We start from the raw sequence: 15,434 nt of genomic DNA, 5'->3' as shown, positions 1-15,434 counted from the left end.
CACTCCATTATGATTTTTCCTTTTTCTCTTGTGATTGAAGAAGCGCTCCATCCCGTGCATCCACGATAAATTCTTCGTGAATGGTTTTATCGTCCGTTTTGCGCTCCACTTCGATCCGCCAAACGGGCACGAAAATTTGGGCGCTTGCCAGCGGATACTGCGTGAAATAGCCAAGTTCGGCTGATTTAATTTTGCTGTACTTCTTCAAATAATCCGGATAGTACAAAGCTTCAACCGCTCCGACTGCGGAGATCAGACTTTCCGTTTTGACTTCTTTTATATCCTGCAGCATCGACTGCTTATATGAAACAACTTCGTTTTTATTATTCAGGTACAGAACGACTTCGCCCATCTCTGTGTTATCATCGTTTTGCCGATCCTGAAAAATGTAATTTCCATTATAGGTTTGGAAGAAAACGATCTGTTTTCCGGATTTATCGACTTTCCAAAGCTTGTACTTGTTGCCGTCGATAATCTCTTCGTTCACGATTTCCCTTGCTTTTGTCTCCCTATCCGCTTTCGGAAGTGCAATGGGTGTTTCAAATTCCATTTCTATTTCCGTCAAAGCGTTCTCTTTTGCGGTATTCATTAACGCCTTCGGCTTCTGCCCTTTTAACGATTTAATCTCGCTTTGCTTAAAGACTCGCTTTTGTGCAGAGATTGAGGAACCTTTTGACGTCTCTTTAGACAAGTTGCCATATGAAATGTGGTCTGCTTTCATATCTTCCTGCAGCGTTGATTTTTCTAAAATCGGAAACTGATTGTTGCTGCGCTTATCAAAGTATTGAAAGGCCAAAAAGATATCAAGGATGAGGAAGACGATAATGAAGATTGTTTTAGTTCTATTCCACTCCACTCTCAATGCCCTCCTTCACCGCTGAATCTTTCTTTGATACCGGCTTTATCGTACCGTTTATTTTAATGCACCAAGTCGGTACAAGTTTTACAAGAGGGTCTTGTTCCTCTGATACTGAGACCATTTCATAGGCAGGAAAGATTTGCTCAATCTTATCAAAGTCATACTCTTCATTGTCTTGCAGGAACTGAATCAATTCTTCTCCGCTCATGATTTCTTTATCCTTTTTGCTGACCGGATTAGCGTTTGCGCCCAAGACATATGTTGGGTGTTTATAATCCAATATGTCGTTGTTTGCCCAGCGAAGTTCAATCGCTGTCGTTCCGAAAGGCTGGTTTTGGCTGTTAACGACCGGCAGCTGATCCATAAACAGATTAAAGTTGATCTGCTGATTTTCATTCAAGCCGAAAAATTGATAATCATCCGTCCAGCTTCCCGTGTCGTTTAAATATTTAAAGCTTTTATTGATCAGCTCTCCATTTTGATAAGCAGAACTCGGTTCCAGGTTGCGGTGCTGGAACTTAATCTGCCTGTTGTTCGAGTAGACCTCCAAAAGGCTTGTTCCATCCGTATATACCGGTCGGTTTAAGTTGGTTTCCTGCCGGACGGTTTGCGGATCATCAAATAAAGCTTTTTTAAAACGCGTCGGGCTGATCGTTTCTGTAAAATACTCTTTTTCAGACAGCTTCAGCCTATTAACCGGAAGCAAGACATCTCTGCGAGAATTGATTGCAAAGTCCTCGTAAAGAGGCATCTGCGATTTTTCTTTTTCAATGTCTGCAAGGATGTTGCGGTAATTTGCCGATTCAATCACCGCTTCAACAACCGTCTCTTTGCTGAAGGATACAAAGTAGATTTTTTTCATGCCCCGTCCTTCATTGAAAGGAAGAACGATTCTGTCAAAAGAGTTGTATTCATAAGAGTTGGCGGACCATTTGAAAAGCGGCTGCAGCACATCGATTGGAATATTGTCGCTAAAAACGAGATCCAATTTGGAGTCTTTATTTTTAGCGTACAGCCAGTTTTTGAACTGCTGCCTGTCAAATTTGTCCGAGATATCCTTTAACGATTTGACTTCCCATCGGCTCATGTCGTCCCAGAGCTGAGAATAGAGCGTCGTATCATTCAGCAAATAATGCTGTCCATTCTCATGAATGAACATTTGCTGCGGTTTGACGGCTTCATTTAGCAACTTTGTCTGATTTGTAATCGGCTGTTTATCGCTGACCTGAGCCTGTGAATCTTCCACTTTTTCGTAATTCCCCTGAAATCCCCAAATATTAAAAGTAAAAAGAAGACTGATCAAAACCAAAAGGGACAGTATTATCGTTTTAATTGTTTCACGCTTCATCCCAATCATCCTCTTGTTCTTCTTTATATGGCAGGGTAAATGTGATCGTTGTTCCTTTTCCTTCGATACTGTCGGCCCAAATGTCGCCGCCATGGGCTTGTACCATTTCTTTTGCGATCGCAAGACCAAGCCCCGTACCGCCGAGTCTTCTTGTTCTGGCTTTATCAACACGGTAGAAACGCTCGAAGATCTTCTCCATGTCTTTTCTCGGAATGCCGACACCTTCGTCTTTGACACTGATATAAAGAAGCTCTTCTTCTTCATTTACATCAACAGAGAACGTGATATGGCCTCCTTCAGGGGAATATTTCAATGCATTTGAAATGATATTATCGAGCACTTGCGTAATCTTGTCCGGATCGATTTCAACATACAATTCTCTATCCGGCAGATTGCTGATAAACTCAACATGCTGCTCTTTCGTCATTTCAAAGCGCTCAATAATCAATGAGAAGAAACGGATAAAATGAATCCATTCTTTATTGAATTGGTAGTCCTTGCTGTCAAACTTAGAAAGCTGCAGCAAGTCGTTGACAAGTCTGATCATGCGCTCTGTTTCATTCTGTGTCACATTCAAGAAGCGCGGCGCAATGTTTGGATCCTGCCACGCGCCTTCCGCAAGCGCTTCTAAATAGCTGCGCATTGTGGTGAGCGGCGTTCTGAGTTCGTGGGAGACATTTGCCACAAATTCTCTCCGTTCTTGATCGATCTGCTCTTGTTCTGTGACATCGTAAATAACCGCAATCAACCCATCAATCTTTCCGTGTTCTTTTTGGATGACCGAGAAATTGACGCGAAGCACAGACGTCCGTTCTTCCTGTTCAATTTCAAGAAAGAGCGAGTCCTGCTGTTCAACCAAATCTTCGAACGTGTATTCATCTTCAAGGCCGAGCAGTGAGGTGATCGGCATTTCGAGAGCCGTTTCACGTGAAACATTTAAAAGCTCCAGTGCCGGCGTATTAAGCAAAATAATCGCGCCATTTCGGTTTGTTGCGATAACCCCGTCTGTCATATAGGCAATAACAGAAGATAGTTTTTTTCGTTCGCCTTCTGTCATGGACTGAGCTTCTTTCAGCTCTCTCGTTAAATAATTAAACGTTGTGGCCAGCTGGCCGATTTCATCGTTTCCGTACTTTCTGACTTTTCTCGAGAAATTTCCTTTCGCCAGTTCAATGGCCTGCTTTCTCATATCTGACAGCGGATGTGTAATCGTTCGCGCGACAAAAATCCCGAGGAATGCAGTGATTCCAAGCGCAATAAAAGTTCCAGACGCTAAAATGGTGTTGATCGTCCGGATTTGATTGTAGACATTATCCATCGATGCCACGACATAAATGGCCCCGATCGTCTCTTGATTCGATTTTTTAATCGGCGTGACTGAAATCCGCACTTTGCTGTCACGCTCCGGGTCGAAAAATTTGTTTTCGTACGGAATACCGACAAGCAGTGTCCTTTTAATAATGCCCTCTGTTGTCTTTTTCCCCGCCACCTCCCGGTTATAAGGATTGGAGGTCGCGATGACTTCATAGCTTTTATCAATCAGACTGACTTCGAGAATTTCGCCTTCCTTGCTGAAATCATTTAGAATCCGCTCTGCGTCTTCTTTCAAGGTAGTCGAGGAAGACGTGCTTCTATCCTTCGTCATTTCCTGTTCCAGATAATACGAGAGGTTGTTCACCCGCTGGTCAAGAGAGTCATTATATGATTTAAGAAGTGACTTCTCCATCTCATTGACAAAGTAGACGCCGATAATCTGCATGGCAACGATAATCAGCAGAACGTATATTAAGGTAAACTTAAAATGAATCGAGCGGAAAAAACTGACTTTATTCATTTCGGTTTTAGTCCTGTTCCGGATTTCTCAAATAGTAGCCGACACCGCGCCTTGTGACGATCCAGCTTGGGTGACTCGGATTATCCTCGATTTTTTCGCGAAGGCGTCTGACCGTAACGTCAACTGTCCGGACATCTCCAAAGTAGTCGTATCCCCACACGGTTTGCAGCAGATGCTCACGCGTCATGACTTGCCCGATATGTTTAGCAAGGTAATGCAGCAGTTCGAATTCCCGATGCGTCAGTTCGATTGTCTCGTCTCGTTTTGAAACGACGTAGGCATCCGGAAAAATGACGAGCGATCCAATTTGAATTTCGTTTGAAGACGATTCTTCTTCGGCAGGAGCCGCTGTGTTCTGTCTTCTCAAGTTCGCTTTGACACGCGCGAGCAGTTCGCGAGTGCTGAACGGTTTTGTCACATAGTCGTCAGCTCCCAGTTCAAGACCGATGACTTTATCGATTTCCGAATCCTTTGCTGTCAGCATAATGATGGGCATATCATATTTTTTGCGGACTTCACGGCACACTTCCACACCGTCCTTGTTCGGAAGCATGATGTCGAGCAGAATCATATCAGGGTTGAGATCCTCAACCATCTGAAGCGCTTCATTGCCGTCGTATGCGCAATGGACTTCATAGCCCTCTTTTTTTAGATTAAACTCTAAAATATCAGCAATCGGCTTTTCATCATCTACAACTAGTATCTTTTTTTCCATTGTTCGTTCCCCCTGGTTCAGAGTTTGGTTACAATACAGCCAGCGGATGGCTGCCTAAGTTTTATATCAAGTACACTGCATGTCGTCATTAAAAAACACTTTCTAGAAAATAGATTTCTTATACATTATAACGTTTATGAAGCAAAAGTTAAAAAAATAGTTCAAAGGAAAACGTTTGGAAATTAAATCCACCTGCTATTTTTCCGCTTTTATCACAACAATTAAATTTTTGTGACTTTTTTTACTGAAAAATGAAACATCTTCCCCTTCAAGACCGTCTATATAGTAACGTCTTCTTCTTCGGCCGGGTTACCGGCCTCCCTTTTTTTCTCCTTTTTATTCCTTCAGCATTTTATTTCTTTGTTTTCAGCTAAAAGAAAACGCATCTGCTTAAAAACAGACGCGCTTTTTAGAGTGGCTCGGGACGGAATCGAACCGCCGACACACGGATTTTCAGTCCGTTGCTCTACCAACTGAGCTACCGAGCCAGGTATGTAACTTTTTTAAAATGGCGGTCCGGACGGGACTCGAACCCGCGACCTCCTGCGTGACAGGCAGGCATTCTAACCAACTGAACTACCGGACCTTGCATATTTACAGTACCTGCTTCGGAGAAGAATCGTGGTCTCCTCCGGAGCAAGCGGGGATTTAGCAATTACGCTAAAGTAAATCAATGACCCGTACGGGATTCGAACCCGTGTTACCGCCGTGAAAGGGCGGTGTCTTAACCGCTTGACCAACGGGCCAGGGAAATGGTGAGCCATGAAGGACTCGAACCTTCGACCCTCTGATTAAAAGTCAGATGCTCTACCAACTGAGCTAATGGCTCAAGATTAAATTACACCCTTAGATTTAATCTGAAATAACGACGTCCACATCTCAGGAAGCTTTTTCGAGATGTCTCTCGATGTGTACGCTGAAGCGAATTCTCCGAAGCTTATTCGGACGTGCTCTACCAACTGAGCTAATGGCTCGTTTCGTTGTTTTCGCAACAACGAGATTTATATTATCATAGAACGAACAGAAGTGGCAATATATTTTTTTATTTTTTTCTATTATTTTTTCCCTTCGTGATGATACTCCGCCCCTTCGCGGTTCAGCCAGTGCATGATTCCGTTCGGATGGAATACAGACAGCAGCCGGTCAGCTTCATGAAGCGGCATCCACTTGGCTTCAACAATGTTCTCGTCAAACGTGATGGCATCCGGACGATCGGTGATCCGGGCTCTAAAGACGATGAAATATACATGCTCGCCGCCGATAATCGCTTCATTTATAGCTAATATATCAAGAGGCTGAATTCCATAGCCTGTTTCTTCCTTCATTTCTCTCGCCGCGGCTTCTGTTAGCGATTCTCCAGCTTCCACCTTGCCGCCCGGCAGCGTCCACGATTGATTTTTCTTATTTTTCACCATCAGGATGTTTCCGTTCTCTTCCACGAATGAATATACAACATCGACACGTTCCACCCGTTTGCCCTCCTTGTCCTTGAAAAACAAAGCCCCTGCGAACTGCAGAGGCTCTTCTGGAATTTAGTTCGGACGATAAACGCTTCTCACCACATTTGTTTGAGAGCGGTCAGGACCGACTGAGAAAATAGAAAGCGGAATGCCTGTCAGCTGAGAAACTCGCTCTAGATAATGGCGGGCATTTTCAGGCAGATCGCTCAGGCTTTTGGCTCCTGTGATATCTTCTGTCCAGCCCGGCATTTCTTCATAGACAGGCTCACATTCAGCGAGCGCTTTTAAGCTTGCCGGGAACTCTTCGAGGATCTCGCCGCGGTATTTGTAAGCGACACAGATTTTCAATGTTTCAATACCGGTCAATACGTCAATTGAATTTAATGAAAGGTCGGTAATTCCGCTGACGCGGCGGGCATGGCGGACAACCACGCTGTCAAACCAGCCGACGCGGCGCGGGCGCCCTGTAGTTGTTCCGTATTCGCGGCCGACCTCACGGATTTGGTCTCCGATCTCATTGTTCAGCTCTGTCGGGAACGGCCCGTCTCCGACACGCGTTGTGTAAGCTTTCGATACACCAACGACATGCTGGATTTTTGTCGGTCCCACACCTGAGCCGATCGTTACGCCGCCGGCGACAGGGTTTGAAGATGTAACAAACGGATATGTTCCTTGGTCGATATCAAGCATAACCCCTTGCGCCCCTTCGAATAAGACGCGGCGGCCGTCATCAAGCGCGTCGTTTAAGACGACGGACGTGTCGCAGACATATTGTTTGATCTGCTGGCCGTACTCATAGTATTCGTCTAAAATGTCTTCTATTTTAAATCCTTCCGCATCGTACATTTTTTCCAGCAGACGGTTTTTTTCTTCTAAATTGCGGGCGAGCTTTTCTTCAAAGACTTCTCTATCCAGCAGATCGGCGATGCGGATTCCGACGCGAGCGGCTTTGTCCATATAAGCCGGGCCGATTCCTTTTTTCGTCGTGCCGATTTTATTGGCCCCTTTCCGCTCTTCTTCGACCGCATCAAGCTTTAAATGATACGGCAGAATGACATGGGCCCTGTTGGAGATTCTCAAGTTGTCCGTGCTGACGTTCCGCTCATGAAGATAAGCCAGCTCCGTCACCAATGCTTTCGGATCAACAACCATTCCGTTGCCGATCACACACGTTTTATCCTTATAAAAAATACCGGATGGAATCAAATGCAGTTTGTACGTTACCCCGTTGAATTTAATTGTATGTCCTGCGTTATTTCCGCCTTGGTACCGTGCGATTACCTCTGCGTTTTCGGAAAGAAAATCGGTGATTTTGCCTTTTCCTTCGTCACCCCACTGCGTACCTACAACAACTACTGAAGACATATCCGTGCACCTCCGTTAACCTTTTCAAACGATATCAATATCAAACACATTCAGTTTATCAGTGTCATCCCGCAAAGTCAATCGGAAATCCGAACATTAATTTTAACACCAAACACATTTGTTCGTTATTATAAAGCAAATTTCATATATTTTCTTTTTAATAGACAGTCTGTAAGTCAAATCTTAAAAATAAGCGTTTTTCTTGGACAAAGACACATAAAAAACCGGCAACACAAATATTCAATAAGTAAGGAGGGAGATGCCGATGGAGACGGTATTAATTTTTGCATCTGTTTTATCGCCGATTATTTTGGCGCTGGTCGAATTGGTGAAGAAGACGTTCAAGGTGCCGAAAAACTTGATTCCGCTCGTTTCACTCTTGATAGGTTTGCTGATCGGGGCCGCAGCATATCCTTTTACAGACCTTGAACTCGTGCTCCGTTTATGGTCCGGAGGACTTGCCGGATTAACCGCAACGGGGTTATTTGAAATCGGTAAAAACCGCAATGCAAGAAAAAAGAAAAATCCCTGAGAGCATGTCTCAGGGATTTAAGCACCAGGCGCAACACCCGCGTCATCAAACCGGCGTTCCAGGTTGACGAACTTATTATATTCTTTTACAAAAGCGAGTGAGACGGTCCCGACCGGGCCGTTCCTTTGTTTTGCAATAATGATTTCAATGATGTTTTTATTCTCAGATTCTTTGTCATAGTAATCATCGCGGTACAGGAACGCAACGATATCGGCGTCCTGCTCGATACTTCCCGATTCCCGGATGTCCGACATCATCGGACGCTTGTCCTGGCGCTGCTCGACGCCCCGGGAAAGCTGTGAAAGGGCGATGACTGGAACTTCAAGCTCCCTCGCCAGCGCTTTCAGCGCACGGGATATTTCCGACACTTCCTGCTGACGGTTGTCACTTGATCTGCCGCTTCCTTGGATGAGCTGCAGGTAGTCGATTAAAATCATGCCGAGGCCGTTCTCCTGCTTTAACCGTCTGCACTTGGAACGGATTTCGCTGACGCGGATCCCCGGTGTATCATCGATGAAAATACCGCTGTTTGATAAGCTTCCCATCGCCATTGTCAGCTTGCCCCAATCTTCTTCCGTCAGGTTTCCGGTCCGGAGATTCTGGGCGTTGATGTTGCCCTCCGCACAGAGCATCCGCATGACCAGCTGTTCGGCGCCCATCTCAAGGCTGAAGATCGCGACGCTTTCATCGGTTTTAGTCGCCACGTTTTGGGCGATGTTTAAGGCAAAAGCAGTTTTACCGACTGACGGACGGGCGGCTACGATGATCAAATCGTTTCTTTGAAAGCCCGCCGTCATTCGGTCAAGCTCGGTAAAACCTGTCGGGATCCCGGTGATGTCCCCTTTTCTGTTGTGGAGCTGTTCGATATTATCGTAAGTTTGAACGAGCACATCTTTAATATTTTGAAAGGCCCCGGAGTTTTTGCGCTGGGCGACTTCCATAATCGTTTTTTCTGCTTCGCTTAAGAGGTCTTCGACTTCATCCTCCCTTGTATATCCGTCTTGAGCAATCGTCGTTGCCGTACGGATCAAGCGGCGGAGAATCGATTTTTCTTCCACGATTTTCGCATAATACTCTATATTAGCCGCAGTCGGCACAGAATTTGCAATATCCGTCAAATAAGAAATACCGCCAACCTCTTCCAAAAGGTCCGTGTTCGCAAGCTCTGATGTCACCGTCACCAGGTCTACAGGCTCGCCGCGGTCTCCAAGAACAAGCATGGCGTTATATATTTTTTGGTGCGACATTCTGTAAAAATCATCTGGAATCAAGACTTCTGACGCCAAAGTTAAAGCTGATGGTTCTAAAAAAACAGCACCTAACACGGCCTGTTCGGCTTCGATATTTTGCGGCGGCAGCCTGTCATTCAGAAGATCTGTCATGTTAAGCACCGTCCTCCCATTTAAAAATAATCCAACGTCTATTTTACCATTTTTACAGAAAAAAAGTAGACTCGCTTTTTGTAGAAATATTTTCATAGAAAGGGAGAACGGCAATGAGGATGTTTGCTCCCCTGATTTATCCGGGAAAACAAATCAATAACATGTTTGGGGAGGTTGTTTTTCATGAAGGTCTATATGGTGACACCAAATGCCGAGACGGACGGATGGTTTTTGAAACTGGAAGATATGGCGCCTGTTGAGCTTTATGACACAAGGACAGAGGCCGTAGAAAAAGGAGAAGAGATGGCGAAAGAGAATCGTCCTGCGAAGCTTGTCATCTATGACCGGCAGGACAACAAAGAAGACGAACGGTCTTATTAAACACCTCGGCCGAGGTGTTTTTTTATTCCACTATTAATCCAGCCGGCTGTTCCAATTGTTTTTCAAAAGCATGCTGACCATCAAATCGGTCGCATGTTGGTACAAATCCCATTCTTCATAGGCCGCAAATTTCATCCGCAGCGTTTGCAGCACATTGCGCATATCTTTGTATTCTTCAAATGTGTAAAGCCCTTTCGCTCTGATCTGCTGTTCATACAATTTCTTTTTCAGCACAGATAATGTCGAATTCAAGACGATCACCTCCTCTTTATTTATATCGCTTTTTTCTTTTTCTTCCAACTCACTTGTCATATGATGTTACAATATATATCGGAGTCAATATTCACTGTTGCGTACTCTGTACGCTGGGGTACAATATAAAATGGAGGACTTTATGAAACCTTTACAAATATCTGCCGAAACGGCGCAAAAACTTTCGGAAAGCTTAAATCTTCCTCTTGAACAAATCATGCATATGCCGCAGCATATCCTGCTTGCGAAAATTGCCGAAATTCAGAAGCAAGATCAAAAAAGTAACCTTGGATGATGTTCCGGGTTTCTTTTTCATGTCACTTTTCCACCTGAAAGCAAAGGAGAATACAGCATGCATTACATTGACGCTCGACGCCCCCGTTTGAACAATATCTTATTGATTGCAGGAATCATATTTATCGCTTTTAATTTAAGACCGGCTATTACATCTGTCGGGCCATTGATCAGTTCGATCCGCTCGGATATGGATTTGACGAACGGCATGGCCGGCTTCTTGACGACGCTGCCGCTGTTATCTTTCGCCGTCCTGTCCCCCATCGCCCCTAAGCTCGGACAGAAGCTGGGCAATGAGAGAACCCTCTGGGTCGGATTGGTCATCTTATTGATCGGGATTTTGCTGCGCTCTTACGGAGAAGCTTTCACACTATTTGCGGGAACCGCATTGATCGGAGTCGGCATCGCCATCTCCAATGTGCTCTTGCCCAGCCTGATCAAACATAAATTTCCTGACAAAGCGGGAATTATGACAAGTTACTATACGACAGCCATGTCGATTTTTGCGGCGCTCGCCTCAGGGATCAGCATTCCGCTGTCACACGGTTTAGCGTGGGGATGGAGCGCATCGCTTATGGTCTGGGCCGGTCTCGCGTTTGTTGCGATTTTGATCTGGGTTCCCCAGCTCCGCTATCATGATACGGGAAACCGTACGGTCAGCTTAAAGACGGACGGCCAAACGGTCTGGCGCTCGAAAATCGCCTGGCAGGTCACATTCTTTATGGGCATACAGTCGTTCTTGTTTTACTGCACGATCGCCTGGCTGCCTGAAATTCTCCGTTCGCATGGGATGAGCATGTCGCTTGCCGGCTGGATGCTGTCGCTGATGCAGTTTGCCAGCCTCCCGTCGACATTTTTGACTCCGGTTCTTGCCGGACGGTTCCGAAACCAAAAAAGCATCGTGCTGGCCCTTGGCATCCTATACTTGGCGGGGATGTCAGGGCTATTGTACGGAGGCAATACAGCGATGCTGACGCTGTGGGTCATTTTAATCGGAATCGGACAAGGATCCAGCATCAGTTTAGCCTTGACTTTAATCGGGCTGAGAAGCGAAAATGCCGATCAAGCAGCGGCATTATCAGGAATGTCGCAATCAGCCGGATATTTGCTGGCAGCGATTGGTCCAAGCTTTGTCGGTTTTCTTTACGATCACATGCACTCATGGAACGGACCGATTTTACTGTTCATCGGTGCGCTGGTCGCTTTAATCGGTGCAGGACTCGGTGCGGGAAGAAATCAATATATTTATGCTAAAGCAGCATAACGAAGCCGGCAGATAAGCCGGCTTTTTTTTTGGACATAACCTGACAACACAGCGGCTAAATGAAGTGTGATGCTGTATGATCAGATTTGACAAAAATAATTCTCTTAATGGTCTAGACAACTAGAGTTGTAATGTTCTATACTGATGATAACGTTTTCAAGAAAGGACTTTTGACTGTGAAAACCAACCCATCCCAACGCTATATGTTTAAACATCTTCATATTTACAGTGAAAATGGAATGATAGAAGACGGATTTCTTCTGACGAACGGGGGAAAAATCGAGGCTTACGGACCAATGACTGATATTCCCGCTTCCGCCGCAACAGCAGAACAACTGACATTTCCGGAGAACTTCAAAGTGCTGCCGGGCATGATTGATGTTCATATTCACGGAGCAAACGGAGCAGATGTCATGGACGGAACAGCCGAGGCTTTGGAAACAATGGCCGAAGCCCTGCCGAAAGAAGGAACGACAAGCTTCCTGGCGACGACGATGACCCAGGATAAGGCCACGATCGAGCATGCGCTGGCAAACGTTCACCGCTATAAGGAAGCCGGCGGACAGCCCGGGACAGCCGAAGTATTAGGCGTTCACTTAGAAGGCCCTTTTATTTCAGAAAAGCGGTGCGGCGCCCAGCCGCCGGATGATATTATCCCGCCGGATCTTTCGTTATTTAAAGAATGGCAGCGCATCTCCGGGAATAACATTAAATTAGTCACACTTGCGCCAGAGCTGGAAGGGTCTTTGGAACTAATTTCCTTTTTGAAAGAAACAGGTGTCACGGCTTCCGCCGGCCACTCCGACGCCGGACTCAAAGAAATGGCAGACGGGATTAAGGCCGGCATCTCCCATGTCACCCATTTGTTCAACGGCATGCGGGGGCTGCACCATCGGGAGCCGGGGACGGCCGGAAGTGCCCTTCTGCATGATGAACTGAAGGCCGAAGTCATAGCCGACGGCATTCATGTTCACCCTGCGGTCGTCAAGCTGGCATTTCAGCAAAAACAGAAAGAAGGCATCATTTTAATTACGGATGCGATGCGCGCAAAATGCTTAAAAAATGGAACCTATACATTAGGCGGACAGGAGGTGTTCGTGAAAGGCGAAAAAGCCGTCTTAGAGGATGGTACGCTTGCCGGCAGCATCTTGAAGATGAACCAGGCTGCTCTGAACATGATGGATTTTACAGGTTGTTCACTCGAAGATATCGTGTACATGACAGCGGTCAATCCCGCCAAGCAGCTTCATGTGTTTGACCGAAAAGGCAGCATACGAAGCGGGAAAGATGCCGATTTGATCATTTTAAATGAAAAAAATGAAGTTGTGATGACGCTTTGCAAAGGCGTGATTGCTTTCAGCAAAAGGGAGGTTTCACCATGAAAATCATTGAAGCTAAAGATTATCAGGACATGAGCCAAACGGCCGCCCGACTCATCATCGAGAAAGTAAACCGCTTATCTGCGCCTGTTCTCGGCCTTGCAACCGGAGGAACGCCTCTCGGCACATATCAGGTTTTAAGGGAAGATCATGCGCATAACAAAACGACTTACAAGCACGTCTATACCGTTAACTTAGACGAGTATGTCGGCGTTTCTCCGGATCATGAAAACAGCTATACATTCTATATGAAAAAACAGCTTTTCGATCACATTGACATTCCGCTCAGCCATACCCATCTTCCGGACGGAATGGCTTGTGACCTGGACGCTGAATGCAGCCGCTATGAAGCGCTGATCGAGCGGCTTGGAGGCATTGATCTCCAAGTGCTCGGCCTCGGCTTGAACGGCCACATCGGATTTAACGAACCGGGCACCCCATTTTCATCGAAAACGCATACAGTCGAACTGACACAATCAACGAAAGAAGCCAATGCCCGTTATTTTGATTCTTATGACGCCGTCCCGTCGCAAGCCATAACGATGGGCATTTCCACGATCATGAAAAGCAAGCAGATTCTGCTGCTCGTTTCAGGAGAGAAAAAAGCGGGCATCCTGGCGAAGCTTCTCAGTGAAGAACCAAATGAAGACACGCCCGCTTCTGTCTTAAAAACACACCAGAACGTCGTCATCATAGCGGACAGCGATGCTTTATCAATCGTGAAAGAAAGGGGTATGGCCTTTTGATCAAAAAAGATTCCCACATTCCGATTTACTATCAGATTGAGACCGAGATTAAAAAGCTTGCCGAAACAAAAGATTTGAAGCCCGGCGACCTCATTCCTTCTGAAAGAGAGTTTGCAGAAAAATATGAGGTAAGCAGGATGACCGTCCGGCAGGCAGTCAACAATCTCGTCAATGAAGGCATCCTCGTCCGACAGCGGGGAAAAGGAACATTTATTGCCGAGCCTAAAATTGAGCAGCCTCTCAAAGGATTGACAAGCTTTTCCGAGGACATGAAATCAAGAGGCATGAGACCCGGCACAAAAATGCTCGGCTTCGGCGTCATCCCGTGTGACCAGAGCACAGCGCGCAAACTGGAGATACATGAAGGGGCTTCCGTCTATGAAGTCAAACGAATCCGTCTCGCCGATGACATCCCGATGGCTTATGAAATCTCCTATTTGCCCGCCGACCTTATCAACGGCCTGACAGAAGACATTATGAGCGCATCTTTGTATGACTATGTCGAAAATACGCTCTCCCTTACGATTGACCGAGCCGCACAAACACTCGAGCCGGCGATTGCCTCTCCGGCAGAGAGCGAGCCCCTCGACATCGAGGAAGGCGCACCCGTCCTGCTCATCGAACGTTTGAGCTATTTGGACGACGGCAGACCGTTTGAAGTAGTCAAATCCGTTTACAGAGGCGACCGCTATAAATTCGTCATCGATATGAAGAGGGAAGAACAATGAAGAAGACAGAGGACACGAACGACAAAAGCAAAGCACTTGATGAAATGAATGCTTTAGATATCGTCACCTTGATGAATGAGGAAGACTATACAGTCCCTCGCGCCATTACGCCCTGCCTTCCCCTGATCGCTGAGGCGGCGGATACGATTGTCAGCCGTTTTAAGCAAGGCGGAAGAGTGTTTACAGCTGGCGCCGGCACAAGCGGCAGAATCGCAGTCCTTGATGCCGCAGAACTCTCGCCGACATTCTCTATTGACGAAAGCCGTTGGACCGGCCTGATCGCAGGCGGATATGACGCGATGTGGACGCCTCTTGAAGAAAATGAAGATGACCATGAAAAAATCGTCGCCGAACTGAAAGCGCAATCATTCTCGGAAGATGACGTCTTAATCGGCGTCACAGCTAGCGGCTCGACACCTTATGTCCTTGGCGCATTATCCTATGCCAAACAGCTCGGAGCCGCGTCTGTTTCGATTAGCTGCAACGCGGATACAGAAGCGGGCAAATTAAGCGATATCGCAATTGAGGTGCAAACAGGACCGGAAATTATCCGCGGTTCAACGCGGCTGAAAGCAGGAACCGCTCAGAAAATGATCTTGAACATGCTGTCAACAGCTGCAATGGCGAGGCTTGGCCGCGTCTACCAAAACGAGATGGTGAATATGAGACTGCTCAATCAAAAATTGGCCGGGCGAGCTGTCACCATTCTGATGAATACCACCGGATTATCACAGAATGAGGCCAAGCAAGCTTTAAAAGAAAGCGGCAATGACATCAAGGCAGCGATCTTTATGGTGTTGACAAACGGAACACTTGAAGATGCCCGCCGCTGTTTATCCCATGAAAATGGACATTTGAAAAAAGCGATTCAATATTACCGAAAGGGGTTTTAACT

At 46.2% G+C, this 15,434-nt stretch carries 16 protein-coding genes and 4 tRNA genes; 8 read left to right on the top strand and 12 right to left on the bottom strand.

The window, feature by feature from the left end; translation table 11 throughout:
• Window positions 1–7: 7 nt before the first annotated feature.
• From LQ247_RS00275 to LQ247_RS00230, 10 genes are all read right to left on the bottom strand, one after another.
• Window positions 8–856 carry a two-component system regulatory protein YycI gene (locus LQ247_RS00275; protein WP_101561262.1) on the bottom strand — a complete coding sequence of 283 codons (849 nt, stop codon included), beginning with the start codon at window positions 854–856 and terminating at the stop codon, window positions 8–10.
• Window positions 843–2,207, bottom strand: coding sequence for a YycH family regulatory protein (locus tag LQ247_RS00270; RefSeq protein ID WP_020453618.1), 1,365 nt, complete (start codon window positions 2,205–2,207; stop codon window positions 843–845). The genes LQ247_RS00275 and LQ247_RS00270 overlap by 14 nt, the downstream gene beginning before the upstream one ends.
• Complete coding sequence (gene walK, locus LQ247_RS00265; protein ID WP_231005397.1) at window positions 2,197–4,041, bottom strand: cell wall metabolism sensor histidine kinase WalK; 1,845 nt, start codon at window positions 4,039–4,041, stop codon at window positions 2,197–2,199. The genes LQ247_RS00270 and walK overlap by 11 nt, the downstream gene beginning before the upstream one ends.
• Window positions 4,042–4,048: 7 nt before the next feature.
• On the bottom strand, window positions 4,049–4,756 hold the full coding sequence (gene walR, locus LQ247_RS00260; RefSeq protein WP_003177967.1) for a cell wall metabolism DNA-binding response regulator WalR: 708 nt from the start codon (window positions 4,754–4,756) through the stop codon (window positions 4,049–4,051).
• Window positions 4,757–5,171: 415 nt separating this feature from the next.
• A tRNA-Phe gene (locus LQ247_RS00255) sits at window positions 5,172–5,244 on the bottom strand.
• 21 nt (window positions 5,245–5,265) lie between these two features.
• A tRNA-Asp gene (locus LQ247_RS00250) sits at window positions 5,266–5,342 on the bottom strand.
• A gap of 88 nt (window positions 5,343–5,430) precedes the next feature.
• A tRNA-Glu gene (locus LQ247_RS00245) sits at window positions 5,431–5,502 on the bottom strand.
• Between the two features lie 7 nt (window positions 5,503–5,509).
• Window positions 5,510–5,585 (bottom strand) — tRNA-Lys (locus tag LQ247_RS00240).
• Window positions 5,586–5,811: 226 nt separating this feature from the next.
• On the bottom strand, window positions 5,812–6,225 hold the full coding sequence (locus LQ247_RS00235; protein ID WP_025810498.1) for an NUDIX hydrolase: 414 nt from the start codon (window positions 6,223–6,225) through the stop codon (window positions 5,812–5,814).
• 63 nt (window positions 6,226–6,288) lie between these two features.
• The gene (locus LQ247_RS00230; RefSeq protein WP_020453621.1) at window positions 6,289–7,581 is read right to left on the bottom strand and encodes an adenylosuccinate synthase; all 1,293 of its coding nucleotides are present in this window, start codon (window positions 7,579–7,581) and stop codon (window positions 6,289–6,291) included.
• A gap of 265 nt (window positions 7,582–7,846) precedes the next feature.
• Between LQ247_RS00230 and LQ247_RS00225 the strand changes: the two genes are divergently transcribed.
• Complete coding sequence (locus tag LQ247_RS00225) at window positions 7,847–8,113, top strand: holin (RefSeq protein WP_020453622.1); 267 nt, start codon at window positions 7,847–7,849, stop codon at window positions 8,111–8,113.
• Window positions 8,114–8,130: 17 nt separating this feature from the next.
• On the opposite strand, the gene dnaB is transcribed toward LQ247_RS00225, so the two are convergent.
• Window positions 8,131–9,495, bottom strand: a complete 1,365-nt coding sequence (gene dnaB / locus LQ247_RS00220; protein WP_020453623.1) for a replicative DNA helicase — start codon at window positions 9,493–9,495, stop codon at window positions 8,131–8,133.
• A 183-nt stretch (window positions 9,496–9,678) separates the two neighbouring features.
• On the opposite strand from dnaB, the gene LQ247_RS00215 reads away from it, so the two are divergent.
• Entirely contained in the window at window positions 9,679–9,876 is a 198-nt protein-coding gene (locus LQ247_RS00215) for a DUF2188 domain-containing protein (RefSeq protein WP_101561260.1), read from the top strand.
• A gap of 33 nt (window positions 9,877–9,909) precedes the next feature.
• Here LQ247_RS00215 and LQ247_RS00210 read toward each other — a convergent pair whose 3' ends face one another.
• Entirely contained in the window at window positions 9,910–10,137 is a 228-nt protein-coding gene (locus LQ247_RS00210) for a hypothetical protein (protein ID WP_371268723.1), read from the bottom strand.
• Between the two features lie 133 nt (window positions 10,138–10,270).
• On the opposite strand from LQ247_RS00210, the gene LQ247_RS00205 reads away from it, so the two are divergent.
• From LQ247_RS00205 to murQ, 6 genes are all read left to right on the top strand, one after another.
• A complete protein-coding gene (locus LQ247_RS00205) occupies window positions 10,271–10,423 on the top strand; it encodes a YycC family protein (RefSeq protein WP_020453626.1) in 153 nt (50 codons plus the stop codon).
• 57 nt (window positions 10,424–10,480) lie between these two features.
• Window positions 10,481–11,686, top strand: coding sequence for a CynX/NimT family MFS transporter (locus LQ247_RS00200; protein ID WP_020453627.1), 1,206 nt, complete (start codon window positions 10,481–10,483; stop codon window positions 11,684–11,686).
• Between the two features lie 131 nt (window positions 11,687–11,817).
• The gene (gene nagA, locus LQ247_RS00195; protein WP_081303461.1) at window positions 11,818–13,068 is read left to right on the top strand and encodes an N-acetylglucosamine-6-phosphate deacetylase; all 1,251 of its coding nucleotides are present in this window, start codon (window positions 11,818–11,820) and stop codon (window positions 13,066–13,068) included.
• Window positions 13,065–13,811, top strand: a complete 747-nt coding sequence (gene nagB, locus LQ247_RS00190) for a glucosamine-6-phosphate deaminase (RefSeq protein ID WP_025810495.1) — start codon at window positions 13,065–13,067, stop codon at window positions 13,809–13,811. The genes nagA and nagB overlap by 4 nt, the downstream gene beginning before the upstream one ends.
• A complete protein-coding gene (locus LQ247_RS00185; RefSeq protein WP_020453630.1) occupies window positions 13,808–14,539 on the top strand; it encodes a GntR family transcriptional regulator in 732 nt (243 codons plus the stop codon). The genes nagB and LQ247_RS00185 overlap by 4 nt, the downstream gene beginning before the upstream one ends.
• A complete protein-coding gene (gene murQ / locus LQ247_RS00180) occupies window positions 14,536–15,432 on the top strand; it encodes an N-acetylmuramic acid 6-phosphate etherase (protein WP_035338126.1) in 897 nt (298 codons plus the stop codon). Before LQ247_RS00185 ends, murQ begins: the two co-directional genes overlap by 4 nt.
• Window positions 15,433–15,434 lie beyond the last annotated feature (2 nt).

The organism is Bacillus sp. BS3(2021) (assembly GCF_021043345.1).
In the GTDB taxonomy this organism is placed as follows: Bacteria; Bacillota; Bacilli; order Bacillales; family Bacillaceae; genus Bacillus; species Bacillus paralicheniformis.
This window is presented reverse-complemented; position numbering and strand designations above follow the sequence as displayed.

Excerpts from the sequence above, each read along its gene's own strand:
- LQ247_RS00215 (WP_101561260.1), top strand. The coding sequence starts at position 9,679 with ATGAAGGTCTATATGGTGACACCAAATGCCGAGACGGACGGATGGTTT.
- walR (WP_003177967.1), bottom strand. The coding sequence starts at position 4,756 with ATGGAAAAAAAGATACTAGTTGTAGATGATGAAAAGCCGATTGCTGAT.
- nagB (WP_025810495.1), top strand. The coding sequence starts at position 13,065 with ATGAAAATCATTGAAGCTAAAGATTATCAGGACATGAGCCAAACGGCC.
- LQ247_RS00200 (WP_020453627.1), top strand. The coding sequence starts at position 10,481 with ATGCATTACATTGACGCTCGACGCCCCCGTTTGAACAATATCTTATTG.
- LQ247_RS00205 (WP_020453626.1), top strand. The coding sequence starts at position 10,271 with ATGAAACCTTTACAAATATCTGCCGAAACGGCGCAAAAACTTTCGGAA.
- nagA (WP_081303461.1), top strand. The coding sequence starts at position 11,818 with ATGTTCTATACTGATGATAACGTTTTCAAGAAAGGACTTTTGACTGTG.
- LQ247_RS00230 (WP_020453621.1), bottom strand. The coding sequence starts at position 7,581 with ATGTCTTCAGTAGTTGTTGTAGGTACGCAGTGGGGTGACGAAGGAAAA.
- LQ247_RS00270 (WP_020453618.1), bottom strand. The coding sequence starts at position 2,207 with ATGAAGCGTGAAACAATTAAAACGATAATACTGTCCCTTTTGGTTTTG.
- murQ (WP_035338126.1), top strand. The coding sequence starts at position 14,536 with ATGAAGAAGACAGAGGACACGAACGACAAAAGCAAAGCACTTGATGAA.
- LQ247_RS00225 (WP_020453622.1), top strand. The coding sequence starts at position 7,847 with ATGGAGACGGTATTAATTTTTGCATCTGTTTTATCGCCGATTATTTTG.
- dnaB (WP_020453623.1), bottom strand. The coding sequence starts at position 9,495 with ATGACAGATCTTCTGAATGACAGGCTGCCGCCGCAAAATATCGAAGCC.
- walK (WP_231005397.1), bottom strand. The coding sequence starts at position 4,041 with ATGAATAAAGTCAGTTTTTTCCGCTCGATTCATTTTAAGTTTACCTTA.